Here is a 23,959-nt window from a genome sequence, read left to right on the forward strand (position 1 = left end):
GCTCGGGACGGCACTGCACCAGCACCTGGATGCGGACGTCCTCCGGGATCGCGCCCTCTTCGATGATCTCGCGGACGAAGTCGAAGTCGGTCTGGCTGGCCGCCGGGAAGCCGACCTCGATCTCCTTGTAACCCATGCGGACCAGCAGGTCGAAGAACTTGCGCTTGCGGGCGGGCGACATCGGGTCGATCAGCGCCTGGTTGCCGTCACGCAGGTCGACCGCGCACCACAGCGGGGCGCGCTCGATGCGCTGGTCCGGCCAGGTGCGGTCGGGCAGTTCGATGTTTTCGACCAGCTGGTGCCATGGGCGGTAGCGGTGGACGGGCATGGAACTGCCGCGCTGCGGGTTCCAGGTGGGCTGGTCGGCGGGCGCGGGCCGGGAGGGCTTGCGGATGCGGCTGCTGTTGACGGACTTGGCGGTCGTCATGGTGAAAGGCTTCTCCTGCCGGGTTCTGGTCGGGCGACCGGCGGCATCGAGCCCCGCGACGGGGGGCCGGTCGGATCAGGCCCCGTCGCGGCAGCGAAGCAGGAGAGCGCGAGCCACGAAGTCCACTGTAGCCCCGCGCTGATGATGTTGAAAGCCAGGTACCGCGATGGAACCGTTATCCCGTTCCTTACTGGCTGGTAGCCAGCGGCCCCGTGCGCGTGCCAAACTGCGCGTTATGGGCGAGCACGCCGAGAGAACCGAGAAGAACCTCACCGACGAGGATTCCGGGCGCAGGCACCGTACGGAGGCCGACCGGCGCCGGATCAAGGACCAGGCGGTCGGCCTGATCGCCGGCATCGTGCGCTGGGCCGGTCTGGTCTTCGCGGCGATCCTGGTGCTGCAGGTGATCTTCACCGTCGGTTCCGCCAACCCGGTGAACGGCATCGTGTCGTGGGTCCGCGGCTGGGCCGACGGCCTCGCGATGGGGTTCAGGGACCTGTTCCAGCCCTCCGACGAGAAGCTGCGCGTCCTGGTGAACTACGGCATCGCCGCCCTGTTCTGGCTGATCGCCTCCGCCATCGTGGCCAAGCTCGTCCGCCGCATCGGCGGCATCTCCGCCTGACGCGGGTTCGCCGCAGCCCGTCACGGCAGCGCGCTGGTGCCCCAGGTGCCGGTGAAGGCGAACTCCCCCAGCGGGAGGCGGCGTCTCGGTGCGCGTTCGCGTTCGATGTCGCGTTCCTCGCCGAGCACCTCGGCGTCACCCTGTACGCCGACCGCGATGGCCACCCGGGGCACGGCCTCGGGCGGCACCGCGAACTCGCGGCGCACGGCGTCGGCGTCGAAGCCCGCCATCTGGTGCGCGACCAGGCCTTCGGCGACCGCCTGCAGGACGAGGTTCTGCCCGGCCAGCCCGAGCCCGTACTCGGCGTACGGGATCTCGCCCTTCTCGTTGCGTGTCACCATCACGGCCACCAGCAACGCTCCGGCCCGGTGCGCCCAGCCCTGGTTGCGGGGGGTGAGGGTGGCCAGGATCCGCCGGAAGGTGTCGTCGCCCCGGCGGCCGACGAGGTAGCGGGCGGGCTGCGTGTTGCCGAACGAGGGCGCCCACCGGGCGGCTTCGAGGAGCGCGCGCAGTTGCTCCCAGGAGACTTCACCCGTTCCGTCGAGCGCGCGCGGGCTCCATCGCTGCGCGATGAGTTCGGCCAGCGGCGCGCTGCTCTCAGCTGGTTTCCGCATCGGATCGCATACTTCCACACCTGCGGCGGCATCGGTGGCAACTCGGATCCGGCACCCAGCGCAGCGCCTGTTCCCGCAGCTCACGGCGGATCCGCCACCACGGCTTGCGATGCCCGTCGTCGTCGTGCCGCGCGGTGCCGAAGACCCTCATCTCGGTCCGGCGCTCCCCGCAGTGCGGGCACACGACGCGGCGGAACACCCGCCGGCTCGCGATCTCCGAAGTCATCCGCCCCTCCCCGCGCGGAATTGTGCGCTAGATCGCGTATTTCCACACCGTGAGCGCGTACGCGCCGTACCAGGCGCTGACGGCGGTGGCCGCGGTGAGGATCAGCACGACCGTGCCCCTCCGTCGTTTCGCGAGACCGATCGCGGCCGGGATCAGCAGGGTGAACGCGGGCAGCAGGAGGCGGGGCTTGGCGTGCATGAGGCTGGTCGACCCAAGGCACTGGACCATGACCAGCACGGCGTAGCCGGTCAACGGCCACTCCAGCCGCCCCCGCAGCGCGACGGCCGGCAGCACCACCGAAGCCAGGACCACGGCGACGGTCAGCAGGGTCATCCCGTCGCCCGACCACGGAGCGTCGCGGAGGAACCGCAGCGTGGCCGCGCCGCCGTCGAACCGGGTGGCCCACCCCTGCTGTTCCAGTTCCGACCAGGTGCCCAACCGCGTGAACAGGCCCGCTTCGGGATGGACGCGCAGTCCCGTCCACCACAGGTAACCGAACAGCCCGGCCGGGGCGAGCAGCGCCGCGGCGAGCGGACGGAGCCCGTCCCGGCGGCGGTGCAGGGCGAGCAGCGCGGCGGCCACGACCACGACGACGAGCGCCAGTGACGTCGGGCGTACGAGCCCGGCGGCGGCGGTGCCGAGGGCCGCTGGCAGCCAGCGCCGCTCCAGCAGGGCGACCAGTACCCAGACCGCGAGGGCGCAGAACAGCGCCTCGGTGTAGGCCATCGACAGCACGATGCCCATCGGCGCGGCCGCGAACAGGGCGACCAGCAGATGGCCCGCACGCCGCGAACCGCCCCGCACGATCCGGCCCAGCCGGGCCAGGCCGTAGGCCGTGACCAGGCCCGCCACCGCGGAAACGAGCAGGGCCGCCGCCGTGAGGTTGAGCCCGGTGGCCGCGGACAGTGCGTGCAGGAGGGCCGGGTACGCGGGGAAGAACGCCCGGCGGGTAAACGGATTCGGGTGGCCGTCGGCGTCGGGGATGGGGCCGAGGTCGTAGCCGTGCGCCGCGATCTTGAGGTACCACAAGCCGTCCCACGCGGTGAGGCGGTCGGTCAGGCCGGTGTCGGCGGCCGCCGCGAGCACCAGCATCCCGGTGCCGCGCACGCCGAGGTAGATCGCCGCCGGAACGAAAGGAAGCCATCTCGACGGCCGCGCCGCCGGCATCACCGGGGGGCCGGAAAACGGCAAGATCTTTCGTTCCTCCTGCAACACGTTGGAGATTTTCTCACGTATGCTGCGACGCAGATCTCAGCGGGCGTGGGCGCCGCCACATAACCGGGTGGCCGGACGTGCCTGCCCCGGTAGGCTTTTCCAAAAGCGCACCTAGGAGGTCCGATAGCCGTGGCGCTCGTAGTCCAGAAGTACGGCGGTTCGTCGTTGGAGAGCGCTGATCGGATCAAGCGCGTGGCCGAACGCATCGTGGCCACGAAGAAGGCCGGCAACGACGTGGTGGTCGTCTGCTCCGCGATGGGCGACACCACCGACGAACTGCTCGACCTCGCCCAGCAGGTCAACCCGGTGCCGCCGGAGCGCGAGATGGACATGCTGCTCACCGCGGGCGAGCGCATCTCCAACGCGCTGGTGGCGATGGCGATCTCCGCGCACGGTCTCGAGGCGTGGTCGTTCACCGGCTCACAGGCGGGTGTGGTGACCACCTCGGTGCACGGCAACGCGCGGATCATCGACGTCGCCCCGAGCCGGGTCACCGAGGCGCTCAAGCAGGGCTACATCGCGCTGGTCGCGGGCTTCCAGGGCGTCTCGCAGGACACCAAGGACATCACCACGCTCGGCCGCGGCGGCTCCGACACCACCGCGGTGGCGCTGGCCGCCGCGCTGAACGCGGACGTCTGCGAGATCTGCTCCGACGTGGACGGGGTCTACACGGCCGACCCGCGGATCGTGCCGGACGCCCGCAAGCTCGACACCGTGCCGTACGAGGAGATGCTCGAACTGGCGGCGAGCGGGTCGAAGATCCTGCACCTGCGTTCGGTCGAGTACGCGCGGAGGTACGGCGTGCCGATCCGCGTCCGCTCTTCCTACAGTGACAAGCCGGGCACCACCGTGACCGGTTCGATTGAGGAGATCCCCGTGGAACAAGCGTTGATCACCGGCGTGGCGCACGACCGTTCCGAGGCCAAGATCACGGTGACCGGGGTGCCCGACCATGCCGGCGCCGCGGCGCGGATCTTCCGGACCATCGCCGACGCCGAGATCGACATCGACATGGTGTTGCAGAACGTGTCCAACACGGCCGGGCGCACGGACATCACCTTCACGCTGTCCAAGGCCAACGGCCCGAAGGCGGTCGCCGAGCTGGAGAAGCTGAAGGAGGAGCTCACCTTCAACTCCGTGCTCTACGACGACCAGGTCGGCAAGGTTTCGCTGGTGGGCGCCGGGATGCGCTCGCACCCCGGCGTCACCGCCACCTTCTGTGAGGCACTGGCCAAGGTGGGGGTGAACATCGAGATCATCAACACCTCGGAGATCCGGATCTCGGTGCTCATCCGGGACGCGCAGCTGGACGAGGCGGTTCGCGCGATCCACGACGCATTCGAACTCGGCGGCGACGAAGAGGCCGTCGTCTACGCGGGGAGTGGTCGTTGATGGCGGCGAAGGGACTGCGCGTCGGAGTGGTCGGCGCGACCGGCCAGGTCGGCGGTGTGATGCGGAAGCTGCTGGCGGAGCGCGAGTTCCCGCTCAGCGAGATCCGGTTCTTCGCCTCGGCCCGCTCGGCGGGCACCAAACTTCCCTGGCAGGGCGCCGAGATCGAGGTCGAGGACGCGGCCACCGCGGATCCGTCCGGTTTGGACATCGCGCTGTTCTCCGCGGGCGGGGCCACCTCCCGGGCCCAGGCGCCGCGCTTCGCCGCGGCGGGCGTCACCGTGATCGACAACTCGTCGGCGTGGCGGATGGATCCGGACGTGCCGCTGGTGGTCAGCGAGGTCAACCCGCAGGCGGTCAAGGACGCGCGCAAGGGCATCATCGCCAACCCCAACTGCACCACGATGGCCGCGATGCCGGTGCTCAAGCCGCTGCACGAGGAGGCGGGGCTGGTCCGGCTGATCGCCAGCACGTACCAGGCCGTGTCCGGCAGCGGGGTGGCCGGGGTGGCCGAACTGGCGGGGCAGATCAGCGCCGTGGCCCCGCGCGCCACCGAGCTGACCCACGACGGGGCGGCCGTGCCGTTCCCGGAACCGGCCAAGTACGTGCGGCCGATCGCGTTCAACGTGCTGCCCATGGCGGGCTCCATTGTGGACGACGGCTCGTTCGAGACGGACGAAGAGCAGAAGCTGCGCAACGAAAGCCGGAAGATCCTGGACATTCCGGAGCTGCTGGTGTCCGGCACCTGTGTCCGGGTGCCGGTGTTCTCCGGGCACTCGCTGTCGATCAACGCCGAGTTCGCCCGGCCGTTGTCGGTGGCGCGGGCGACCGAGTTGCTCTCGTCCGCATCCGGCGTCCGGGTCGTCGACGTGCCGACGCCGCTCGAGGCCGCGGGCAAGGACCCGAGTTTCGTGGGGCGCATCCGTACGGATCCGGGCGTGCCCGACGGCCGCGGCCTGGCGCTGTTCGTCTCGAACGACAACCTGCGCAAGGGCGCGGCGTTGAACGCGGTTCAGATCGCCGAACTGCTCGCCGAACGGTCCTGACCCCGTCCGAACTGCGGTTACCCGCCGTACTTCACCCTTTCGGGAGCTGACTTCTCCCGCTGATCGGATCTTCGCGCTCTTAGGGTGTGCGGAGTCTTTCAGCGGGTGAGTCGGGGAGCTGCGTGGTGAGGCTGGTAATCGTCTCGGTGGTGGCGTTGCTCGTCATGACCGCGATGCCCACGGTCGCGGTGGCCGACGGTGCCGACGGGCCGGTGCGGGTCCACGTCGTCCGGGTGGACCGGAACAACGCCGGTGCGCCGGGAATCCTCGTCGTGGTCACGGATCCGTCCGGGGCGAGCGTGAGCGGGACGACGGGTCCGGACGGGACGGTGATCCTCCCGACCACGGCGCTCTCGGGCGGGAAGTATCGCGTCGAGGCGACGATTCCGGCCTCGGTCGGGGACGTCAAACCCGCGCCCGAGGGGCCCGGCCTCTCCCCGCTCACCGAGTTCGTCGACGTCTCCCAGGGCAGACCCGCCGAGCTCACCATGGGGGTGGGCAGCGGCACCGGGGAAGTGCAGCTCGGCGACCGCGTGTGGTTCGACACCGACGGTGACGGCGTCCAGGACGGCGACGAGCCGCCGCTGCCCGGGGTGGTGGTGCGGCTGATGGGCTGCGACGGCGGCGGTGCGCCCCTCGCGCAGAAGACCACGGACGCCGCAGGGCGCTACGTGTTCGGCCCGGCCGACGGGCTGCGGCCCCAGACCTGCTACACGCTGAAGTTCGACTATTCCGGGGTGGACGCGGCCCGTCTTCCCGGTGCCCCGCCGGTCGCGAATCTCAAGTGGACGGTGCCGTTGGCCGGGGTCACCCCGGGTACCGGTTCGGTGGTGGATCCGGGTACCGGGACGGCGAAGGTCACGGTGGGTCCGCCGGGTTCGGTGGACGACACCGTGGACGCGGGGGTGATCGGCGGCGTGAACCGGATCGGCGATCTGGTGTGGGCCGACGCGAACCGCGACGGCAGGCAGGATCCGGGTGAGCTCGGGGTGGCGGGGGTGCCGGTCAGCCTTCAGACGCCCGACGGCTCGGTGGTGGCCACCACCAGCACCGACGCGCGCGGGCAGTATTCGTTTTCGCATCTGCCCGACGGCCGGTTCCAGGTGTGCTTCGACACCGGCAGGCTGCCCGCGCAGTACGCCGACTACCGGCTGACCCGGCCGCTGGCGGGAAATCCCGGCCAGGATTCGGCACCCGATCCGGCGACCGGGTGCACCGCGCCGGTCGGGGTCGGGCCGGGGCACACCCAGGACCTGACGCTGGACGCCGGGCTTGCACCGCCCGTGAACCGCCTTTCGGCGCGGGTGTGGATCGACCGCGACGGCGACGGCAGGCAGGCACCGGACGAGCCGGGCATCGCCGGGGTGCAGGTGAAACTGCGGACCGAGGACGGCACGCAGGTGGCCATGACGACCACGGGGCCGGACGGGCAGTACACCTTCGAGGACATGCCGGACGGCGCCTACCAGGTGTGTTTCGATCTGGCGAACCTGCCGCCCGTGGTCGCGGACTTCACCCCGTCCGCGGGCGGCAACGACTCCGCAGCCGACGCGGCCGGGTGCACGCGCCGGGTGACGGTCGGACTGGGCAAGCGGGAGGACCATTCCCTCGGCGCCGGGCTGGTCGCGCCCGCCGACCGCGTGGCGGGCCGGGTCTGGTTCGACGGCAACCGCAACGGGCGGCAGGACGGCGCCGAGGCCGGGGTCGCCGGGGTGCCGGTGCGTCTGGCCAAAGTGGACGGTAGCGACGCCGGCACCACGACGACCGGGGTGGACGGCCGCTACCGGTTCGACGGAATCCCCGACGGGACCTATCAGATCTGCTTCGATCCCAAGGCTTTCCCGCCCGGTTACGCGGGTGACCAGTGGACGCGGCCGATGGTCGGCGGCGGCAGCGCGGACTCCCGGGCGGACCTTTCCACGGGCTGCACGCCGCCGGTGACGGTCGGCGTCGGGCACCGCCGCGAGTCCACTATGGACGCCGGAGTGGTGCTGCCCCGCAACCGGGTGGGTGATCTGTTGTGGCTGGACCGCAATGCCGACGCGTTGCCCCAGCCGGACGAGCCAGGGATGGCCGGGATCGCGGTCAGCCTCAAGGACGGTGCCGGTCGTGTGGTGGCGGGCACCCACACCGGCCAGGACGGGAAGTACCTGCTGGACGACCTGCCCGACGGCGTCTACCGCGTGTGCTTCGACCTGGCCGCTCTGCCGCGGGAGGCCGCAGGCTTCCGGATCCCCGGTATGCCCGACGGTTGCACGCAACCGGTGACAGTCGGGCCGAAGCCCAGGGAGGACCTGACCGTCCGGGTGGGACTGATCGCGCCGGCCCCGGCCGTCGCCCCCGCAGCGGCCGGTTCGGACACTTCAGGAGGTGCGGGCCGCGGTGGCGGGCTCCCGGCCGGGTGGGCGGCGTTCACCGCGCTCGTCGTGGTGCTCGGGTCGGTGTTCACCCTCCGCTGGTGGAAGTCCGTCCACCGGTGAAACGACGTGTTTCGAAGTGGTTTTACGCGCTAGCGTGAGGTCATGAAGTTTCCGCGTGTGCTCGTTGTGCTCGGGCTCGGGATGCTGCTGGCCGGTTGCGAGCAGGTCGACACGGCCGTCGGGCAGGTGGGGGCCGCCAAGGACAAGGCGAGCGCCTGTGCCGAGGCACTCGGGCTGGCGAACCTCGATCCGAACCTCGACCCCGCCGAGTTGGCGAAGCAGGCGCAGGACAAGGCGGACCGGCTCCGCGCGCTCGCGAACCAGGTCGCCGATCAGGACCTGAAGCAGAACCTGTTCACCATCGCCGATTCCTACCTGGCTTTGGAACAGCGCAAGCTCAACCAGTTGAGCAACCTCAGCGACTGGATTCAACGCAATACCGACAACCTCTCCCGGCTGCGGTCAGCCTGCCTCTGACGGGCACTTCTTCCGAAGGGCGCGGGGCGAGGCGAGGGCGGGACGCGGCACGGGGAACCGGCGGAGAGCCGGCCCGGCGGCGGCGATGACGAGCCCGCCCGCTCCCGCCGCGGCGAATCCCCATGCGGCGGGGGCGTGGTCGAGCACGGTGCCGACGATCGGGCTGCCGATCGCCATGCCGATCCGCGTCGCCGAATCCAGCAGTCCCATCGCCTCGCCGCGTACCCGGGCCGGGGCGAGCGCGCCGATCTGCTCGGCGGTGGCGGCCAGGGTGGGGGCGCAGGCGAGGTTGGTCGGAATGAGGACCAGCGCGAGCAGCCACCACGGCTGCGTCGTCAGTCCCACCGGGATCACCAGCACCGCGAGCAGCAGCATGAGCGTGGTCTGGGACAGCGGACGGCGGACCGCCCCGTGCACCATCCCACCGGTGGCCGAGGCCAGGCACATCACCGCGATCACCACACCGGCCCAGGCCACCTCGCCCGAGCTTCGCAGCGCGGCGAGCGTGGCCAGTTCGGTGCCGACCAGGCAGAACAGCGCCCCGGCGGCCACCAGCAGGGTCGCGGAGAGGTCGCGGGTCAGCCAGTTGTGCAAGGGCGGCCGCTCGGTCGGGACCTGCTCGTCCTGGTGGCGCACCGGTGGATCGAACCAGTACAGCGTGACGGTCAGGGCGGCGAACCCGATGCCGAGGCCGGTCACCGCCGTGGTGGGGGAAAGCTGGGTGCACACCGCGATGGCCGCCGCGGGACCGATCATGAACGACGACTCGATCGAGATCGTGTCCAGCGAGTAGGCCGACCGGCGCTGCTCGGCGGGCACCTGGGCGGTGAGTACCTGCCTGGCCAGTGAGCTGACCGGCACCACCAGCATGCCCGCGGGCAGGGCGAGGGCGACCAGCGCCGGGTACGGCAGGGAGGGCACGCCGAGCCAGTACGCGGTGGACACGGTCCCGCACAGGAGGACGACCGGGCGCAGTCCGTACCGGTCGATCATCCGGCCGACCAGCGGGGCACCGAGCGCGGTGCCCAGGGTGGCGGCGGTGCCGACCAGGCCGGCGGCACCGTAGCCGCGCCCGAGGCCGGTGACGACGTACAGGGTGAGGGTCACGCCCATCGCGGTGAGCGGCAGCCGGGCCAGGAACATCACCAGCATCGTGGTGGGGACACCGGGCAGGGCGAGGACTCTGCGATACGACTGCACGATCTCCACTTTGGCACGGCCGTGCAACTTCTTTACCCGGAGACGGCGCGGCACCGCTCCCTGACGGCGCCGCACCAGGCGGTCCACTTCGGACGGACATCGCTCGGCGAGCACGGTCTTCATCGGTTTCCCGGCCGGATCCAACGATTCGAGTGACCAGTTCGTTTCGCCGGGTGAAACGGTTACCCGACGCGCGAGCGAAGCACGGGAAAGCGCCTCGCCGGTTCACCGCTTGCGGTTCATTTCCGCTGTTTTCTCTCCGCCCCGTAAAGGCGGGCGAGCCTCGCGTCCGAGTGGCCGATTGGTGGCCTTCCGGCCCCGTTGGTACTGATGAAGATCGTTATTCGCAGCAAAGACCAGGAGGTAGCAATGAAAGGCAAGATCGCCCGAGCCGTCGCGGTCGTGGTGGCAGGCAGTGTGCTGGCCATCGGTGGAGCCGGGGTCGCGGCAGCGGACAGCGTGGGCACGTCGAGCACGCAAGCCGCGGGGCAGCAGCTCCTGGGGATGCGGGACCAGTTGGCCAAGGCCGCCTATGCGGGTGACGTGCAGGGCACGCAGCGCTCGCTGGACCAGATGAGTCCGCTGCTCGGCGATCTCGCCGGGGGGCAGAAGTACACGTTGCGGTCGGACGCCCCGCAAACCGCGGCCGCGGCGAAGGAGCAGCAGGCCGAGGCGAGCCGGGTACTGGCCGACCGCGACGATCCCGCCGAGATGGCCCAGGTCAGGCAGCTGCCGGTGCCGGGCCTGCCGGACCTGCCGCCGCCGCTGAACATCGTCAGCAACCTGATCAAGAGCCTGCTGACCCTGGTGACCGGTCTGCTCGCCGCGCTGCTCGGGGGTGGAGTGCCCGCCCTGCCGTTGCCACTTCCCGTGCCGCACGTCTGAGGCTTTTCCCATGGTTCGCGCGGCCGTCCGGGTCATTTCGGCACCTGAACCGGCGGCACCGTTTCCGCTCACTTCCGGAAAACAGCGGATCGGGTGACACCGTTGTTTCAGCGAGTGAAGCGGTTACCGAGCGCGTGCCGGGTTGCCGTTACGCCGGTCTTCCTGGCAGCGGTGGTGCGTTCTTTTCACCTCATGCGGTCGGATTCCGCGCCGCTTTTCCCGTCCGGGTAACGATGAAAAGCTCTCACTTTGCCCGGGCCGGGTGGTGCCGTACCGGCGGTGTTGGTACCTATGACAGCGACGGTTCGGCAGGACCGGCCGATGAACCCAGTGAATAGGGGGGGAACCGGAATCCGGCGTGGCAGCGCGCCGGATTCCGGCTGGGTCGTTCCTCGTCAGCTACCGCGGATACCGGACAGGCCGACCCGCAGCGCCCCGGCCGCTTCGGCGGTCGCCTCCCGGAACCGGCGCCCGACGCCGAGGAAGTTCACGAAGCCGTGGATCAGATCGGACTGGCGGCTCACCGCGGTGGGCACCCCGGCCGCCCGCAGCCGCTCCCCGTAGGCCTCGCCCTCGTCCCGCAGCGGGTCGAATCCGGCGGTCACGATGTAGGCGGGCGGCAGCCCGCTGAGATCCTCCGTGAGCATCGGCGAAAGCCGCTCGTCGGCGCGGTTCACCTCCGGCGGCGCGTAGTGGTCCAGGAACCAGGTCATGTCGCGGTCGGTGAGGAAGAAGCCGTCGGCGAACAGGTCCCGTGAACGCCGGCGCACCGTCGCGTCGAGTGCGGGGTAGATGAGCAACTGGAAGGCGGGAGCCGGGCCGCCGCGGCGCGTGGTCACCTGTGCGACGACGGCGGCGAGGTTGCCGCCCGCGCTGTCCCCGCCGACCGCGATCCGGTCCGGATCCACCCCGAGGTCTTCGGCCTTCGCGCAGGCGTAGTGGAATGCGGCCAGCGCGTCGTCCGCGGCGGCCGGGAACGGATGCTCCGGCGCCAGGCGGTACTCCACCGACAGCACCCGCACACCGGCGTGCTTGGCGAGGAACCGGGCGGTGTTGTCGTGGCTGGCGCGGGTGCCGATCACCCAGCCGCCTCCGTGGAAGAACACCAGCAGGCCGGACGGTCCGGCGAGTCCGGCCGGGGTGTACAGGGTGGCCGGGACGTCGCCGTGCTCCGCCGGGATGGTCAGTTCCTGCGTCCCCACCGGCTGGATCGGCTTACCGCTCACCAGATGGGACGACTGCGCGAGCATCGCGCGCGCGAGATCGGGGGTCTCGCTCGCCATGGCCGCGCCGGAGATCTGCTGGAGCCGGAGCAGCAGTTGCGCGTCGAGAGCCAGTTCCTGCCCGTCGATCCGGATCGGCTTGCCCGCGATGAGGCGCCGGAGCGGGTGCGGGAGCGCATAGACCAGCTGGGCCGCGGCCGCTTCGACGCGGGACCGGAGTGGAATCGCCATGAGCACGGAGGCTACCGGCGAGTAGTCGGGAGACCAAGAGGTGCGCGTGGCCGGAACGGACTGTGACGGGAGACTCCGCTCCCGAAGCTGGCTCTCCACCTAAGTGGAGGGGTTAGCCTCTTCAGTTGTGACTTCCTCCTCGGTGATCAACGTCGTGGGCATCGGCGGTTCCCTGCGTGCGGGCTCCCAATCGGAGCGGGCGCTCAACATCGCGCTGGCCGGTGCCGAGGAGGCGGGCGCGCGCACCACGGCGATCACCGGGAGCGGGCTCGTGCTCCCCTTCTACGACACGGCGATCTCCGATCGCACCCCCGAAGCCGTCCGGCTGATCGAGGCGGTCCGGCAGGCGGACGGCGTGATCATCGTCTCGCCCGGGTACCACGGGGCCCTTTCCGGCCTGGTCAAGAACGCCCTGGACTACCTCGAAGACCTGCGCCCCGACCGCCGTCCCTACCTCGACGGGCGCGCGGTCGGCCTGGCCGCGGTCGCCTACGGCTGGCAGGCCGCGGTCACCACGCTCGACCAGTTGCGGACCGTCACGCACGCCCTGCGCGGCTGGCCCACTCCGCTCGGTGCCGCGGTGAACACGGCCGAGGTGAAGTTCGACGAGACCGGCGGCGCCTCCGACGAGAAGGCGGTACGGAACCTGCGCGCCATCGGCCGGTACGTGACGGAGTTCGCGCGAGCGCACGCCACCGCCTGAGCCCGCGCCCAACGGTTCGCACGGCGGTTCGTGGGTAGTCCTTGCCCGGGAGGTAGGAACGGGCATGGTCGACGCGATGTACACGGCCGTCGCGACGGCCCGGGGCGATGGCCGCAACGGTGAGGTCACCTCGTCGGACGGACTGATCGACGAGCGGCTCGCGATCCCCAGGGAGCTGGGCGGCCCCGGTGGTGCGCTCACCAACCCCGAGCAGTTGTTCGCCGCGGGCTATGCGGCGTGCTTCCACGGCGCGCTACGGCAGGCCGCGCACCGGATGAACGTCGACCTGGCCGATTCGAGCGTGACCGCCGAGGTCGGCATCGGGCGGAACGGGGACGTCTTCGAGTTGACCGTGAAGCTCGTGGCCCACCTGCCCGGCCTGGAGGAGGGGCTGGCGGGCGGGCTCGCCGCACGGGCGCACCAGTCGTGTCCCTACTCCCGGGCGACCCGGGGCAACATCCAGGTCGAGGTGGTCGCCACGACCTATTGAGACCATTTTCGCGGGAGGAGAGGAACCATGGCGAAATCACCCATCAAGAGTCCGCTCGCCGACAGTGACAAGGCCGTCACGGGTGGCGTGCTCCAGTCCACTTTGGTCGATCTGATCGACCTCTCCCTGATCGCCAAGCAGGCCCACTGGAACGTGGTGGGGCCCAACTTCCGCAGTGTCCACCTGCAGCTCGACGAGCTCGTCGCCGCCGCGCGCAAATACGTCGACGAGGTCGCCGAACGGGCCAGTGCGATAGGCATTTCGCCGACGGGCAAGACGACGACGGTGGTGGAGAACTCCAGCCTGCCCGCCTACCCGGAGGGCTGGCAGAGCGCCGAGGCCACCATCGCGGCCATCGTGGAAATCCTGGCCGAGGAGATCCGCCTGTTGCGAGAACGGATCGACGAAACCGACAAAACCGACCTGGTCACCCAGGATCTGCTGCTCGAACTCACGCAGGAGCTGGAGAAGGCCCACTGGATGTGGCAGGCCCAGCAGGCCTGACCCGCTCGGAAACGCCCCGCCACGCCGATGAACCGGCGGGCGGGGCGTCCCCCGGTCTAGGGTCGGATCATGGTTCTGCATTCGGGAAAGACGAAGCGGCCGCACCGGCGGGGCGGGAGCAATCCGCTCAACGGCGGTGCGGATCCGGCCTTCGCGGCCACCCTGACCCCGCCGCACCACAAGCTCGCCGAAGACCCGTTGCCCGCGGACACCGCACTGCAGTTGGTGCGCGACGAACTGATGCTCGACGGCAACGCGAGGCTCAATCTCGCCACCTTCGTCACCACCTGGATGGAGCCGCAGGCGCGGGAGCTGATGGCCGAATGCGTCGACAAGAACATGATCGACAAGGACGAGTATCCGCAGACCGCCGAGCTGGAACGGCGCTGCGTCAACATCCTGGCCGATCTGTGGCACGCTCCCGATCCCGACGCCATCATCGGCTGCTCCACGACGGGTTCGTCCGAGGCGTGCATGCTGGCCGGGATGGCGTTGAAGCGCCGGTGGAGCAAACTCGGCCGCAGCGGCAGGCCGAACCTGGTCATGGGCGCGAACGTGCAGGTGTGCTGGGAGAAGTTCTGCGAGTACTGGGAGGTCGAGCCGCGGCTGGTGCCGATGGAGGGCGACCGCTTCCACCTCACCGCGGACGTCGCCGTCGAGCACTGCGACGAGAACACCATCGGCGTGGTCGCCATCCTCGGGTCCACCTTCGACGGTAGTTACGAGCCGGTCGCCGAAATCGCCGCCGCCCTCGACGCGCTGCAGGAACGGACGGGCTGGGACATCCCGGTGCACGTGGACGGCGCCTCCGGGGCCATGATCGCCCCGTTCCTCGACCCGGAGCTGGAGTGGGACTTCCGGCTGCCCCGGGTGGCCTCGATCAACACCTCCGGACACAAGTACGGGCTGGTCTATCCCGGGGTCGGCTGGGTGGTCTGGCGCGACCGCGACGCACTGCCGTCCGAGCTGGTGTTCAACGTCAACTACCTCGGCGGCGACATGCCGACCTTCGCGCTGAACTTCTCCCGGCCGGGGGCGGAGGTCGCCGCGCAGTACTACACGTTCGTCCGCCTGGGGCGCGAGGGATTCCGTGCCGTGCAGCAGGCCAGCCGGGACGTGGCGATGCACCTGGCGGGGCGGATCGAGGCGCTCGGCCAGTTCCGCCTGCTCACCCGCGGCGACCAGTTGCCGGTGTTCGCGTTCACCACCGCGCCGGACGTGACGGCCTTCGACGTGTTCGACGTGTCGCGGCGGCTGCGGGAACGGGGCTGGCTCGTGCCCGCGTACACCTTCCCGCCGAACCGGACCGAACTCGCGGTACTGCGCGTCGTGTGCCGCAACGGGTTCACCCACGACCTCGCCGACCTGCTGATCGAAGACCTCACCCGGCTGCTCCCCGAACTCGAACGCCAGCCGCGCCCGATCGTCGATCCCGCGGTCAGCACCGCCTTCCACCACTGAACCGGTAGGCGGGGGGCGCCGGGGAGGCGCCCCCCGCACCGGTCAGCGGAGGTGGAGCGCGCGCTGGGCGAAGTACACCTCGGCGGCGGTCTGCCTGATCGTTTCGGCGATCACCAGCGAGCCGTGTCCCGCGTCGTAGCGGTAGAACTCGTAGGGCACATCACGGGCGGCCAGCCGGTCGAGGTAGTTCTCGATCTGCCGGATCGGGCAGCGCGGGTCGTTGTCCCCGGCGAGCACCAGCACCGGGACCTTCACCGCGTCCACGTAGGTGATCGGCGAGCACTCCTTGTACACGGCGGGCACGGTCTCGGGCGAGCCGCCGAACAGGGCGCGGTCGAAGGAGCGCAGCTGCTCCATCTCGTCCTCGTAGGCGGCCACGTAGTCGGCCACCGGGACGCCGGCGACTCCGGCCGCCCACCGGTCCGGCTGGGTGCCGATGGCCAGCAGGGTGAGATATCCGCCCCAGGACGCGCCGGCCACCACGCAGCGGGCCGGGTCGGCGAGCCCGCTCTCCACGGCCCAGCCGTGCACCGCCGCCACGTCTTCCAGTTCGGTGAGCCCCGGGCGGCCCTCGATGGCGTCCCGCCACGCGGAGCCGTAACCGGTGGACCCGCGGTAGTTCACCTCGACGACCGCGAACCCGGCGTCCAGCCACACCGCCCGGTAGGCGGAGAAGTAGTCCTCGTCGGCCGAGTGCGGCCCCCCGTGCAGGGTGAACACCGTGGGCAGCGGACCGTCCCCGGCGTCCTCCGGGCGTGCCACCAGTGCGTGCACGCGGCCGCCAGTGCCCTCGACGAAGGCGTCGGTCACCGGGACCGATCGGGGTGCCCGCTCGCCGGGCGGGGTCAGCAGCACGGTGTCGGTGCCGTCGGTGGCGCGGGCCCTGATCAACGGCGGCTCGGCCGCGCTCGACCACGAATACTCGACCGCCCCGTCCGGGCGGGCCCCGGCGCCGCCGATCCTGCCCTTCGGGGTGTCCAAAGAGGACAAATCGGCGGTGGCGAGGTCGTAGCGGTACAGGGAGCTGCGGCCCTCGTGGAAGTGCACGACCAGCAGCGCGTCCGCCTTCGGGTACCAGCCGGCGCTGACCTCGCCAGGCAGGTCGAGGCGCAGCTCGGTCTCGGTGTCGTTCTCCACGTCCCAGACCAGCAGTTCCTCGCGGCCGCGACGCTCGTGGAGCAGCAGCAGCCGGGGGTCCCCGGCGATCGGGGAGAACTCGAGCGGGGTCAGCCCCTTGCCCTCGCCGTCCCACTTGTCGGCGACGGTGCCGAAGCCCCCGGTGGCGAGGATGCGCACGGCGGGGTGTCGCGAGTCACCGTGCTCGGAATGCGAGATGGCCAGCAGCCGCTCGTCCCTGGACAGGGCCGCGATCCCGGCGTCGTCCTTGCTGGCGTAGAAGCGCTTGGTCTCGCCGTCGGCGTGCGCGAACAACTCGCTGCCGTCGTCGGTGGAGACGCCGACGGCCACCAGCCGGTGCCCGATCTCCAGCCCGGCCGGGTAGCCGTCGTGCACCCCGGGCACGCCGGGCGCGGCCGCACCGCCCCCGGCGAACGGCTGGCGGACCCAGGAGCCGAACTCGTCGCCATCGGTGTCGTTGAACCACCAGATCCAGGCGCCGTCGCGCGAGGTGGTGGCGTGGAGGGTGCCGTTGGGGCGGTCGGTGACCTGCCGGTGCTCGCCGGTGGCCCGGTCCCAGGCGTAGACCTCCCAGACGCCGCTGGCGTTGGACACGTAGATGTTGGCGTCGGGCGCGTCGAGTGCCCAGTCCGGCACCGACATGCGGGGGGCATGGAACCGTGCGCGCCAGCGGGCTTCGGCGTGGGCGTCGTCGAAGAGGCGATCGGGGATCACGGCGGGCGGGTGCTGGGTAGTCACCCCTCGATCCTGCCAGGTGTTGCCCGTACCGTGGGCGTGTGCTGGAGGGATACGCGCCTGGATACGCCGACGACGCGCTTTCGATGATGGCGTCGCGCACGGCGAGTGACCGGGCGGCATTCGTGCTGAGGTTGCTCGAACCCGGCATGCGGATGCTCGACGTCGGCTGCGGCCCCGGCACGATCACCAGCGGTTTCGTCCCGGTCGTCGGGGAGCACCTGGTGCTCGGAGTGGATGTGAGGTACCGGCAGTTCCCCTCGGAGTCTACTGTGGACTTCGCCGCGGGCTCGGTCTACGCGCTTCCGGTGGCTACGGAAAGTGTCGACCTGGTGTTCGCACACGCCCTGTTCGAGCATCTGTCGAGGCCGGTCGAAGCGTTGCGGGAGCTGAGAAGGGTGCTCAGACCGGGCGCCACCCTCGCCCTGTCCACTTCGGACTGGAGCCGGGCCAGGCTGCGGCCGAAGACGGCGAACGTGTCGGCGGCGCTGCGCGGTCACTTCCTGCTGCGCCGCCGCTCGGGTGGGGACCCGTTCGCGGGCAAGACCATCGCCGCACTGGTGGAGCAGGCGGGTTTTCGTGACATCCGTACGCATGCCCGGTTCCGACCCGATCTGCCCTACCGCGACCTGGCCCGCTACGTGGAGGCTCGCCTCGACGCGGCGCTGCGCGACTCGGACACCGACCGTGACCAACTGGCCAGCGCCGCTCGCTCCGCCTGGGCCTGGTCCCACGCCGGCGACGGCGACTTCACCCAGTGCTGGCAAGAACTGACCGCCACCAAGTAACCCCCACGACGGCTGCGCTTCGCTACGCCTTGGCTGCGCTCCGCTACGTCTTCGCTCCGCCCCACCTCACGCTCACCTCACCACGCCACCGGCACCGACCGGGGGTCCAGGGGGCAAGCCCCCTGGCGGGGGCCTGGGGGTCCGACCCCCAGAGCAAAAACGGAAGAGCCCCGCTCGCGCATTCCGCGAGCAGGGCTCTTCCAGTCTCTTCCGTCGGGGTGGCGGGATTTGAACCCACGACCTCCTCGACCCGAACGAGGCACGCTACCAAGCTGCGCCACACCCCGAGGTCCTGCTTACCGGGCCGAGGAGAAGTTTAGCGGACGTCGCTGGGCGCCTTTCGGCGGGTTTGCTTTTCGGTGGCCGGGGCCTGGTGGTGACCCCTCGGGACCAGCGTGAGCAGGCTTGCTTCGGGTGGGCAGGCGAAGCGCGCGGGGGCGTAGGGCGAGGTGCCGAGCCCGGCGGAGACGTGCAGCCACATGTGGGCGCCCCAGCGGGAGGTGCCGCGGGCGCGGGAGCGATCGAGCTCACAGTTGGTGACGAGCGCGCCGATGCCGGGGATGCGGAGTTGCCCGCCGTGGGTGTGTCCGGCGAGGACGAGGTCGTAGCCGTCCTCGGCGAAGGTGTCGAGCACGCGGGGCTCTGGCGAATGGGTGATGCCGAGGCGGAGGGTGGCGTTGCGGTCGGCTGGGCCCGCGATGTCGCTGTAGCGGTCCCGGTGGAGGTGGGGGTCGTCGACGCCGGCCGCGAAGACGGTCTGTCCGGCGGCGGTGAGGGTGCGCCGGACGTGGGTGAGGTCGAGCCAGCCGTGTTCGACGAAGGCGGCGCGCAGGTCGCGCCAGGGCAGCTGGTTGCCGTGGATGCGCTTCTTCTTGCCCCTGGGCATCAGGTAGCGGGCGGGGTTCTTCGGTTTGGGCGCGTAGTAGTCGTTGCTGCCGAAGATGAACACGCCGGGCCGGTCGAGCAGGGAGCCGATGGCGCGCAGCACGTAGGGCACGGCATGGGGGTGGGCGAGGTTGTCGCCGGTGTTGACGACCAGGTCGGGTTCGAGTTCGCCGAGGGCTGCGACCCAGCGCTGTTTGGACTTCTGGCCGGGCAGCATGTGCAGGTCGGAGATGTGCAGCACCCGGATCGGCTGAGCGCCGGGGGCCAGCACGGGGAGTTCGGCGGTGCGCAGCGTCCAGTGCCGCCGCTCGATACCGACGGCGTAACCGAGGGCCGCCGCGCCCACCGCGGCGGTGCCCGTGACAATGCGAAACGCGTTCATTCTGTTACCGTCCGTGCCCACAATACCCAGAATACGTGAACCTCGAGCTCAGCCGACGGCCCGTCGCCCGATCAGTGAGGTGTGCCTTGCAATCCACTCCGAAACAGTCTTCAGTGCTCGTAGGCCGGGTCGGAGGGCGGGAGCGGCAGGACGGGCTGGCCGGCGAGGATCGCGTTCATCGCGCCGAACCAGGTTCGCGCCGGAGCCTTGCCACCGAACATGTTGCCGTCGGCGCAGGGCGTCACGTTGCCCGCGCCGTCGCAGAGGCCGCCGACCGGGTTGTCGGGCCGGAACACCATCGCCGCGCCCGCCATTTGCGGGACGGCGGCGACGAAGGCGGCGGAGCCGCTTTCCTGGGTGGTCCCCGTCTTGCCGATCATCGGCCGGGTCCAGCCCGCGGCCTGCGCCGCCGCGTGGGAGGTGCCCTCGGTGTCGTCCTTGCTCATGCCGACGACGAGGCTGTTGGCCAGCCCCTCGGGCACCACCTGTTCGCACTTGGCTTCCTGGAACGCCTTCGGTTTGCCGTCCCGGTCGGTGATCGAAGCGATCGGGGTGGGCGGGCACCACACCCCGCCGCTCATCAGCGTCGCCGCGACGTTGGCGAGTTCGAGACCGCTGGTCGGGCTGACGCCGAGGGTGAACGACCCGAAGCCGTTCTTCGATCCGCCGCCGGGGCCGTAGTACTTCTGCTGGGGCAGGCTGTACCGCAGGTCCTTGTTGGCCGGGTCGACCGGACCGCCGTTGGCCGAGTTCGACGCCATGGTGTTGCGCATGCCGAGCCGCCGCGCCATGTCCAGTACGGCGGTCATGCCGGCCTGCTCTTCGAGGATGACGAAACCGGTGTTGGGTGAGGTGGCCAGCGCCTGCTGCAACGTCATCGAGGCGCCGTAGATGCCCTCACCGTAGTTGCTCAGGCAGTAGGCGTAGGTGCCCAACCCGACCTGGGGGCAGTTCCGCTGGTCGCTGGTGAACACCTTCGACGCGTAGCTCTGCGGCGTCTGGATCTGCGCGAAGATACCGGTCTTGTGCTGCTCCAGCGCGGCGGCCGCGGTGAAGATCTTGTAGTCCGAACCGGCACCGGTCACATTGGACACATCCGAGGGCAGCGCGTAGGTGGTCTGGCCCTTGCTCGCGTCGGGACCGTAGTCCTTGTTGGCGGCCAGCGCGACCACCTCGTGCCGGTCCTTGCCCGGCCGCACCAGCGAAAGCGTGTTGGCGACGTTCTTCTGAGTCTTCTTCACCTGCGCCTCGGCGGACACCTTCGCCTGGTGCTGGGCGTTCTGGTCCATCGTGGTGCGAATGGTGTAGCCGCCGGTGTAGAGGTCCGTCTTCGACATTCCGTTGGTGAGCAGGTAGTCCTCGACGTACTGGCAGAAGAAACCGTTCTCGGGGCCGGCGCCGGTGCAGTTCGCCGCCGATTTGGCGGGACCGTCGGGCACCACCCCCAGCGGCTCGGCCTTGAAGCGCTCGGCGTCCGCGGGTGCCAGCTTGCGGTTGTCCACCATGCGGTCGAGCACCAGGTTGCGGCGTTGGGTGGCGTTTTCCGGGTGACCCCACGGGTCGAAGACGGGCGGGTTGTTCACCATGCCCGCCAGCAGCGCGGCCTGGGGCACGGTGAGTTTTTCCGGGGTGGTGTTGAAGTACGCCTGCGCGGCCGCGCCGATCCCGTAGATCTTGCGCGAGAACTCGACGACGTTGAGGTAGCTGGCCAGGATCTGGTCCTTGGTCATCTTCGTCTCGAGCTGGATCGCGATGCGCGCCTCCTTGAGCTTGCGCGCGACCGACTGCTCCTGCGCCTTCTGCTGGCCGATCGCGTCGCCGCGGTAGACGACGTTGATCAGGTAGTTCTTCACGTACTGCTGCGTCAGGGTCGAGGCGCCCTGCGTGTCGGCGCCGGTGCTGTTGCTCAGCGCGGCGCGGATCGTGCCCTTCCAGTCCACCCCGTGGTGTTCCAGGAAGCGCCTGTCTTCGACCGAGATCAGTGCCCACTTCATCGCGTCGTTGATCTGCGAGGGGGCGGTGGGGATGCGGTACTGGTCGTACAGGGTGGCGATCAGGTTGCCCGCCGAGTCGGTCACCTTCGTGACCAGCGGCGGCGGCACCGTGGCGAGTTCGGCGGACATGCTGTCCACGGTTTCGGAGGCCTTGTTGGACGCGACCCCGATCCCGCCGACGACCGGGAACAGCATCCCGGCGACGAGGATCCCCGCGAGCACGCACAGACCGAGCAGCTTGAACAGACCATCCGTCTTTCGCACGAGACTCAGGGTAGTGGTGGGTGCCCCTCCGCCGCCGACCTCAGGGGGACGGATACCAGAACAACGGCTCCGATGCGACCTGTTCTGGTAACAAATTTTCGGGGGGATCTTGGCGAGGGGAACCGTGGGGCCCTACAGTCCGTCAACGTCTCACGAAGAACGGTACCGGGGAGGTGCCGCGCGTTTCCGGCGTGAACAGAGTGAGGGAGCTGGGGGCAATGGACACGAATCAGAGCTGGCGGGCCGACGCGTTGTGCCGCGATACCGATCCGGACGAGTTGTTCGTCCGGGGCGCGGAGCAGAACAAGGCCAAGCTGGTGTGCATGGGCTGTCCGGTGCGGACCGAGTGCCTGGCCGAGGCACTGGACAACCGGATCAGCTTCGGTATCTGGGGAGGGATGACCGAGCGCGAACGGCGGGCGCTGCTGCGCCGCCGTCCGGATGTCGGTTCGTGGTCGGACCTGCTCGAATCGGCGAAGCGGGATTACGTTCAGGTGTCCTGATCGCCCGCCAGCCGGTCGCCGATGTCCCGGAGTCCGCCCACGTCGTGCACGTCGCTCGGCAGGGCGGGCACCCGCACGATCGGGACCTCCGGGTGGGCCTTGGTGAACCGCGCCAGCAGGCGGTTCTCCCGCGCCGCCAGCGCCACCCGGTCTGCGTGGAGGCGCAGCACCGCGGTGGCCAGCGGTGCGCTGCTCTCCACCTTTTCGGCCGCGGACATGGCGGCGGTCGCCGACAGGTCGGCGAGCACCGGGTGGGTGCGGTTGGCGACCAGTCCGGCCAACGGCATGTTTTCGTCGGACAGCCGTTCGACGAAGTAGCTGGCCTCCCGCAGGGCGTCCGGTTCCGGCGCGGCCACCACCAGGAACGAGGTGCCACGCGAGCGCAGCAGTTCGGCGGTCTTCCTGGCGCGCTCCCGGAAGCCGCCGAACATGCTGTCGAAGGCCTGCATGAACGCCGAGGCGTCGGCGAGCAGCTGGCCGCCGATGATGGTCGAGACGGCCTTCGCGAACATCGAGAACCCGGCCGTGACCACCTTGCGCAGGCCCCAGCCGCCCGCCTTGGCCGGGGCGGTGAGCAGCCGGATCATCCGGCCGTCGAGCGCGGCGGACAGGCGGGTCGGGGCGTCGAGGAAGTCCAGCGCGGACCGGCTGGGCGGGGTGTCCACGATGATCAGGTCCCATTCGCCGGTCGCGGCGAGCTGGCCCAGCTTCTCCATCGCCATGTACTCCTGCGTGCCGGAGAACGACGTGGAGATCGTCTGGTAGAAGGGGTTGGCGAGCAGCTGCTCGGCCCGTTCGGGCCCGGCGTGGGCGCGCACCATGTCGTCGAAGGTGCGGCGCATGTCGAGCATCATCGCCCACAGCTCGCCCTTGGGTTCGAACCCTTCGATCTGGACCTGCCGGGGCTGGTTGCCCAGTTCACGCAGGCCGAGCGCCTGGGCGAGGCGGCGGGCGGGGTCGATGGTGAGCACCACGGTCTGCCTGCCGCGTTCGGCGGCGCGCAGCGCCAGCGCGGCGGCGGTGGTCGTCTTGCCGACCCCGCCGGAACCGCAGCAGACGATGATCCGGGTGTCCGGATCGTCGATCAGCCGGTCGATGTCCAGTGCCGTCGTCGTCACCGTCATCACCGCACCCCCTGCTCGATGAGCGTTTCGGCCAGGTCGTACAGGGCGGCGACGTCCACCCCGTCGGTGAGGTCGGGCAGCTCCAGCGTGGGCAGGTCGGCCTCGGCGAGCTGGTCGCGGGCGCGTTGTTCGGCGGCGATCCGGATGGCGTGCTCCACGGTCTCCGCGACCAGCGCGTCCAGGGTGGGTTCGGGCAGGTCGAGCCCGGCCGAGGCGAGCCCCGAGCGCACGCGCGAGGCGTCCACGCGGCCGTCGGCCGCGGCGGTCAGCGAGCGTGCGGGCAGGCGGGGCGGCCGGACCCGGTTGACCAGCACCGCGCCGGGCCGCAGGTCGGCGCCGTCGAGTTCGGCGACCGCGTCGAGCGTCTCGCGCACCGGCATCTCTTCGAGCAGGGTGACCAGGTGCACGGCGGTTTCGCCCGAATGCAGCAGTCGCACCACACCCTCGGCCTGGCCGCGGATCGGGCCCGTGCGAGCGAGGTCGGTGAGGGCCTTGGTGACGTCGAGGAACTTGACCACGCGGCCGGTGGGTGGCGCGTCCACCACCACCGCGTCGTAGGTGTGCCTGCCGTCGGACTCCGTCCGTCCGACGCACTCCTTGATCTTGCCGGTGAGCAGCACGTCGCGCAGGCCCGGCGCGAGGGTGGTGGCGAACTCGATCGCGCCCATCCGGCGCAGTGTCCGCCCGGCGAAGCCCAGGTTGTAGAACATCTCGAAGTACTCGAGCAGCGCCGCCTCGACGTCGATGTGCAGCGCGCGCAGTTCACCGCCACCGGGTGCGGAGGCCACCCGCTGTTCGGCGTAGGGCAGCGGTTCGGTGTCGAAGAGCTGGGCGAAGCCCTGGCGGCCCTCGACCTCGATCAGCAGTACCCGTCTTCCGCCCTTGGCCAGCGCGAGGCCGAGCGCCGCGGCGAGGGTCGTCTTCCCGGTGCCGCCCTTGCCGGTCACGAAATGCAGCCGGGCACGGGCGAGCTCGTCCGTCCAGCCGGGCAGGGGTGTGCTCACTCAGGCAGCG

General features: G+C 70.4%; 22 protein-coding genes, 1 tRNA gene and 1 pseudogene. 12 read left to right on the forward strand and 12 right to left on the reverse strand.

Annotated features, from left to right (window positions below; genetic code table 11):
- A pseudogene (locus FNH05_RS04230) lies at nucleotides 1-427 on the reverse strand (2-isopropylmalate synthase); the annotation flags it as partial.
- A gap of 235 nt (nucleotides 428-662) precedes the next feature.
- Here FNH05_RS04230 and FNH05_RS04235 point away from each other — a divergent pair.
- Nucleotides 663-1,049, forward strand: coding sequence for a hypothetical protein (locus tag FNH05_RS04235; RefSeq protein ID WP_144585937.1), 387 nt, complete (start codon nucleotides 663-665; stop codon nucleotides 1,047-1,049).
- Between the two features lie 20 nt (nucleotides 1,050-1,069).
- Here the strand turns inward: FNH05_RS04235 and FNH05_RS04240 are convergent, their stop codons facing one another.
- From FNH05_RS04240 to FNH05_RS04250, 3 genes are read right to left on the reverse strand one after another with little or no spacing between them, the layout of a single operon-like run.
- Nucleotides 1,070-1,663: a nitroreductase family protein gene (locus tag FNH05_RS04240; protein ID WP_144585938.1), complete on the reverse strand. Its 594-nt coding sequence runs from the start codon at nucleotides 1,661-1,663 to the stop codon at nucleotides 1,070-1,072.
- On the reverse strand, nucleotides 1,647-1,889 hold the full coding sequence (locus FNH05_RS04245; RefSeq protein WP_144585939.1) for a hypothetical protein: 243 nt from the start codon (nucleotides 1,887-1,889) through the stop codon (nucleotides 1,647-1,649). The genes FNH05_RS04240 and FNH05_RS04245 overlap by 17 nt, the downstream gene beginning before the upstream one ends.
- Before the next feature lie 27 nt (nucleotides 1,890-1,916).
- Nucleotides 1,917-3,080, reverse strand: coding sequence for a mannosyltransferase family protein (locus FNH05_RS04250; RefSeq protein ID WP_246127520.1), 1,164 nt, complete (start codon nucleotides 3,078-3,080; stop codon nucleotides 1,917-1,919).
- Between the two features lie 153 nt (nucleotides 3,081-3,233).
- Here FNH05_RS04250 and FNH05_RS04255 point away from each other — a divergent pair, with 153 nt between their 5' ends.
- The 4 genes from FNH05_RS04255 to FNH05_RS04270 all read left to right on the forward strand — a co-directional run bounded on the left by FNH05_RS04255 (nucleotide 3,234) and on the right by FNH05_RS04270 (nucleotide 8,436).
- Nucleotides 3,234-4,496: an aspartate kinase gene (locus tag FNH05_RS04255; protein ID WP_144585940.1), complete on the forward strand. Its 1,263-nt coding sequence runs from the start codon at nucleotides 3,234-3,236 to the stop codon at nucleotides 4,494-4,496.
- Nucleotides 4,496-5,539, forward strand: coding sequence for an aspartate-semialdehyde dehydrogenase (locus tag FNH05_RS04260; RefSeq protein WP_144585941.1), 1,044 nt, complete (start codon nucleotides 4,496-4,498; stop codon nucleotides 5,537-5,539). Before FNH05_RS04255 ends, FNH05_RS04260 begins: the two co-directional genes overlap by 1 nt.
- A gap of 125 nt (nucleotides 5,540-5,664) precedes the next feature.
- A complete protein-coding gene (locus tag FNH05_RS04265; protein ID WP_246127521.1) occupies nucleotides 5,665-8,019 on the forward strand; it encodes an SdrD B-like domain-containing protein in 2,355 nt (784 codons plus the stop codon).
- Between the two features lie 42 nt (nucleotides 8,020-8,061).
- Nucleotides 8,062-8,436: a hypothetical protein gene (locus FNH05_RS04270; protein WP_144585942.1), complete on the forward strand. Its 375-nt coding sequence runs from the start codon at nucleotides 8,062-8,064 to the stop codon at nucleotides 8,434-8,436.
- On the opposite strand, the gene FNH05_RS04275 is transcribed toward FNH05_RS04270, so the two are convergent.
- Nucleotides 8,422-9,588, reverse strand: a complete 1,167-nt coding sequence (locus FNH05_RS04275; protein WP_144585964.1) for an MFS transporter — start codon at nucleotides 9,586-9,588, stop codon at nucleotides 8,422-8,424. The genes FNH05_RS04270 and FNH05_RS04275 overlap by 15 nt on opposite strands.
- A 417-nt stretch (nucleotides 9,589-10,005) precedes the next feature.
- Between FNH05_RS04275 and FNH05_RS04280 the strand changes: the two genes are divergently transcribed.
- On the forward strand, nucleotides 10,006-10,521 hold the full coding sequence (locus FNH05_RS04280; RefSeq protein ID WP_144585943.1) for a hypothetical protein: 516 nt from the start codon (nucleotides 10,006-10,008) through the stop codon (nucleotides 10,519-10,521).
- A 395-nt stretch (nucleotides 10,522-10,916) separates the two neighbouring features.
- Here FNH05_RS04280 and FNH05_RS04285 read toward each other — a convergent pair whose 3' ends face one another.
- Nucleotides 10,917-11,975 carry an alpha/beta hydrolase gene (locus FNH05_RS04285; RefSeq protein WP_144585944.1) on the reverse strand — a complete coding sequence of 353 codons (1,059 nt, stop codon included), beginning with the start codon at nucleotides 11,973-11,975 and terminating at the stop codon, nucleotides 10,917-10,919.
- A gap of 127 nt (nucleotides 11,976-12,102) precedes the next feature.
- Here FNH05_RS04285 and FNH05_RS04290 point away from each other — a divergent pair, with 127 nt between their 5' ends.
- The 4 genes from FNH05_RS04290 to gad all read left to right on the forward strand — a co-directional run bounded on the left by FNH05_RS04290 (nucleotide 12,103) and on the right by gad (nucleotide 15,133).
- Nucleotides 12,103-12,678, forward strand: a complete 576-nt coding sequence (locus tag FNH05_RS04290) for an NADPH-dependent FMN reductase (protein WP_144585945.1) — start codon at nucleotides 12,103-12,105, stop codon at nucleotides 12,676-12,678.
- A 64-nt stretch (nucleotides 12,679-12,742) separates the two neighbouring features.
- Complete coding sequence (locus tag FNH05_RS04295) at nucleotides 12,743-13,168, forward strand: organic hydroperoxide resistance protein (RefSeq protein ID WP_144585946.1); 426 nt, start codon at nucleotides 12,743-12,745, stop codon at nucleotides 13,166-13,168.
- A 27-nt stretch (nucleotides 13,169-13,195) separates the two neighbouring features.
- The gene (locus tag FNH05_RS04300) at nucleotides 13,196-13,672 is read left to right on the forward strand and encodes a Dps family protein (protein WP_144585947.1); all 477 of its coding nucleotides are present in this window, start codon (nucleotides 13,196-13,198) and stop codon (nucleotides 13,670-13,672) included.
- 69 nt (nucleotides 13,673-13,741) lie between these two features.
- Entirely contained in the window at nucleotides 13,742-15,133 is a 1,392-nt protein-coding gene (gad, locus tag FNH05_RS04305; RefSeq protein ID WP_144585948.1) for a glutamate decarboxylase, read from the forward strand.
- Between the two features lie 42 nt (nucleotides 15,134-15,175).
- Here the strand turns inward: gad and FNH05_RS04310 are convergent, their stop codons facing one another.
- Complete coding sequence (locus tag FNH05_RS04310) at nucleotides 15,176-17,008, reverse strand: S9 family peptidase (protein WP_186382370.1); 1,833 nt, start codon at nucleotides 17,006-17,008, stop codon at nucleotides 15,176-15,178.
- Between the two features lie 38 nt (nucleotides 17,009-17,046).
- Between FNH05_RS04310 and FNH05_RS04315 the strand changes: the two genes are divergently transcribed.
- A complete protein-coding gene (locus tag FNH05_RS04315) occupies nucleotides 17,047-17,793 on the forward strand; it encodes a methyltransferase domain-containing protein (RefSeq protein ID WP_144585950.1) in 747 nt (248 codons plus the stop codon).
- A gap of 213 nt (nucleotides 17,794-18,006) precedes the next feature.
- Here the strand turns inward: FNH05_RS04315 and FNH05_RS04320 are convergent.
- From FNH05_RS04320 to FNH05_RS04330, 3 genes are all read right to left on the reverse strand, one after another.
- A tRNA-Pro gene (locus FNH05_RS04320) sits at nucleotides 18,007-18,080 on the reverse strand.
- Nucleotides 18,081-18,109: 29 nt separating this feature from the next.
- Nucleotides 18,110-19,060 (reverse strand): metallophosphoesterase, encoded by a 951-nt coding sequence (locus FNH05_RS04325; protein WP_144585951.1) that lies wholly within the window; start codon nucleotides 19,058-19,060, stop codon nucleotides 18,110-18,112.
- A gap of 110 nt (nucleotides 19,061-19,170) precedes the next feature.
- Nucleotides 19,171-21,318, reverse strand: coding sequence for a transglycosylase domain-containing protein (locus FNH05_RS04330; protein WP_144585952.1), 2,148 nt, complete (start codon nucleotides 21,316-21,318; stop codon nucleotides 19,171-19,173).
- A gap of 218 nt (nucleotides 21,319-21,536) precedes the next feature.
- On the opposite strand from FNH05_RS04330, the gene FNH05_RS04335 reads away from it, so the two are divergent.
- On the forward strand, nucleotides 21,537-21,821 hold the full coding sequence (locus FNH05_RS04335; protein WP_144585953.1) for a WhiB family transcriptional regulator: 285 nt from the start codon (nucleotides 21,537-21,539) through the stop codon (nucleotides 21,819-21,821).
- Here FNH05_RS04335 and bagB read toward each other — a convergent pair.
- Entirely contained in the window at nucleotides 21,809-22,945 is a 1,137-nt protein-coding gene (bagB, locus tag FNH05_RS04340; RefSeq protein ID WP_144585954.1) for an ATPase BagB, read from the reverse strand. The genes FNH05_RS04335 and bagB overlap by 13 nt on opposite strands.
- Complete coding sequence (gene bagA, locus FNH05_RS04345) at nucleotides 22,945-23,949, reverse strand: ATPase BagA (RefSeq protein ID WP_144585955.1); 1,005 nt, start codon at nucleotides 23,947-23,949, stop codon at nucleotides 22,945-22,947. The genes bagB and bagA overlap by 1 nt, the downstream gene beginning before the upstream one ends.
- Nucleotides 23,950-23,959: the final 10 nt, after the last annotated feature.

The organism is Amycolatopsis rhizosphaerae (assembly GCF_007713715.1).
In the GTDB taxonomy this organism is placed as follows: Bacteria; Actinomycetota; Actinomycetes; order Mycobacteriales; family Pseudonocardiaceae; genus Amycolatopsis_E; species Amycolatopsis_E rhizosphaerae.

What these genes read in the sequence shown, in the direction of transcription:
- FNH05_RS04235 (WP_144585937.1), top strand. Translation starts at nt 663, where the DNA reads ATGGGCGAGCACGCCGAGAGAACCGAGAAGAACCTCACCGACGAGGAT.
- FNH05_RS04240 (WP_144585938.1), bottom strand. Translation starts at nt 1,663, where the DNA reads ATGCGGAAACCAGCTGAGAGCAGCGCGCCGCTGGCCGAACTCATCGCG.
- FNH05_RS04245 (WP_144585939.1), bottom strand. Translation starts at nt 1,889, where the DNA reads ATGACTTCGGAGATCGCGAGCCGGCGGGTGTTCCGCCGCGTCGTGTGC.
- FNH05_RS04260 (WP_144585941.1), top strand. Translation starts at nt 4,496, where the DNA reads ATGGCGGCGAAGGGACTGCGCGTCGGAGTGGTCGGCGCGACCGGCCAG.
- FNH05_RS04270 (WP_144585942.1), top strand. Translation starts at nt 8,062, where the DNA reads ATGAAGTTTCCGCGTGTGCTCGTTGTGCTCGGGCTCGGGATGCTGCTG.
- FNH05_RS04275 (WP_144585964.1), bottom strand. Translation starts at nt 9,588, where the DNA reads ATGCTGGTGATGTTCCTGGCCCGGCTGCCGCTCACCGCGATGGGCGTG.
- FNH05_RS04280 (WP_144585943.1), top strand. Translation starts at nt 10,006, where the DNA reads ATGAAAGGCAAGATCGCCCGAGCCGTCGCGGTCGTGGTGGCAGGCAGT.
- FNH05_RS04285 (WP_144585944.1), bottom strand. Translation starts at nt 11,975, where the DNA reads ATGGCGATTCCACTCCGGTCCCGCGTCGAAGCGGCCGCGGCCCAGCTG.
- FNH05_RS04295 (WP_144585946.1), top strand. Translation starts at nt 12,743, where the DNA reads ATGGTCGACGCGATGTACACGGCCGTCGCGACGGCCCGGGGCGATGGC.
- FNH05_RS04300 (WP_144585947.1), top strand. Translation starts at nt 13,196, where the DNA reads ATGGCGAAATCACCCATCAAGAGTCCGCTCGCCGACAGTGACAAGGCC.
- gad (WP_144585948.1), top strand. Translation starts at nt 13,742, where the DNA reads ATGGTTCTGCATTCGGGAAAGACGAAGCGGCCGCACCGGCGGGGCGGG.
- FNH05_RS04325 (WP_144585951.1), bottom strand. Translation starts at nt 19,060, where the DNA reads ATGAACGCGTTTCGCATTGTCACGGGCACCGCCGCGGTGGGCGCGGCG.
- FNH05_RS04335 (WP_144585953.1), top strand. Translation starts at nt 21,537, where the DNA reads ATGGACACGAATCAGAGCTGGCGGGCCGACGCGTTGTGCCGCGATACC.
- bagB (WP_144585954.1), bottom strand. Translation starts at nt 22,945, where the DNA reads ATGACGGTGACGACGACGGCACTGGACATCGACCGGCTGATCGACGAT.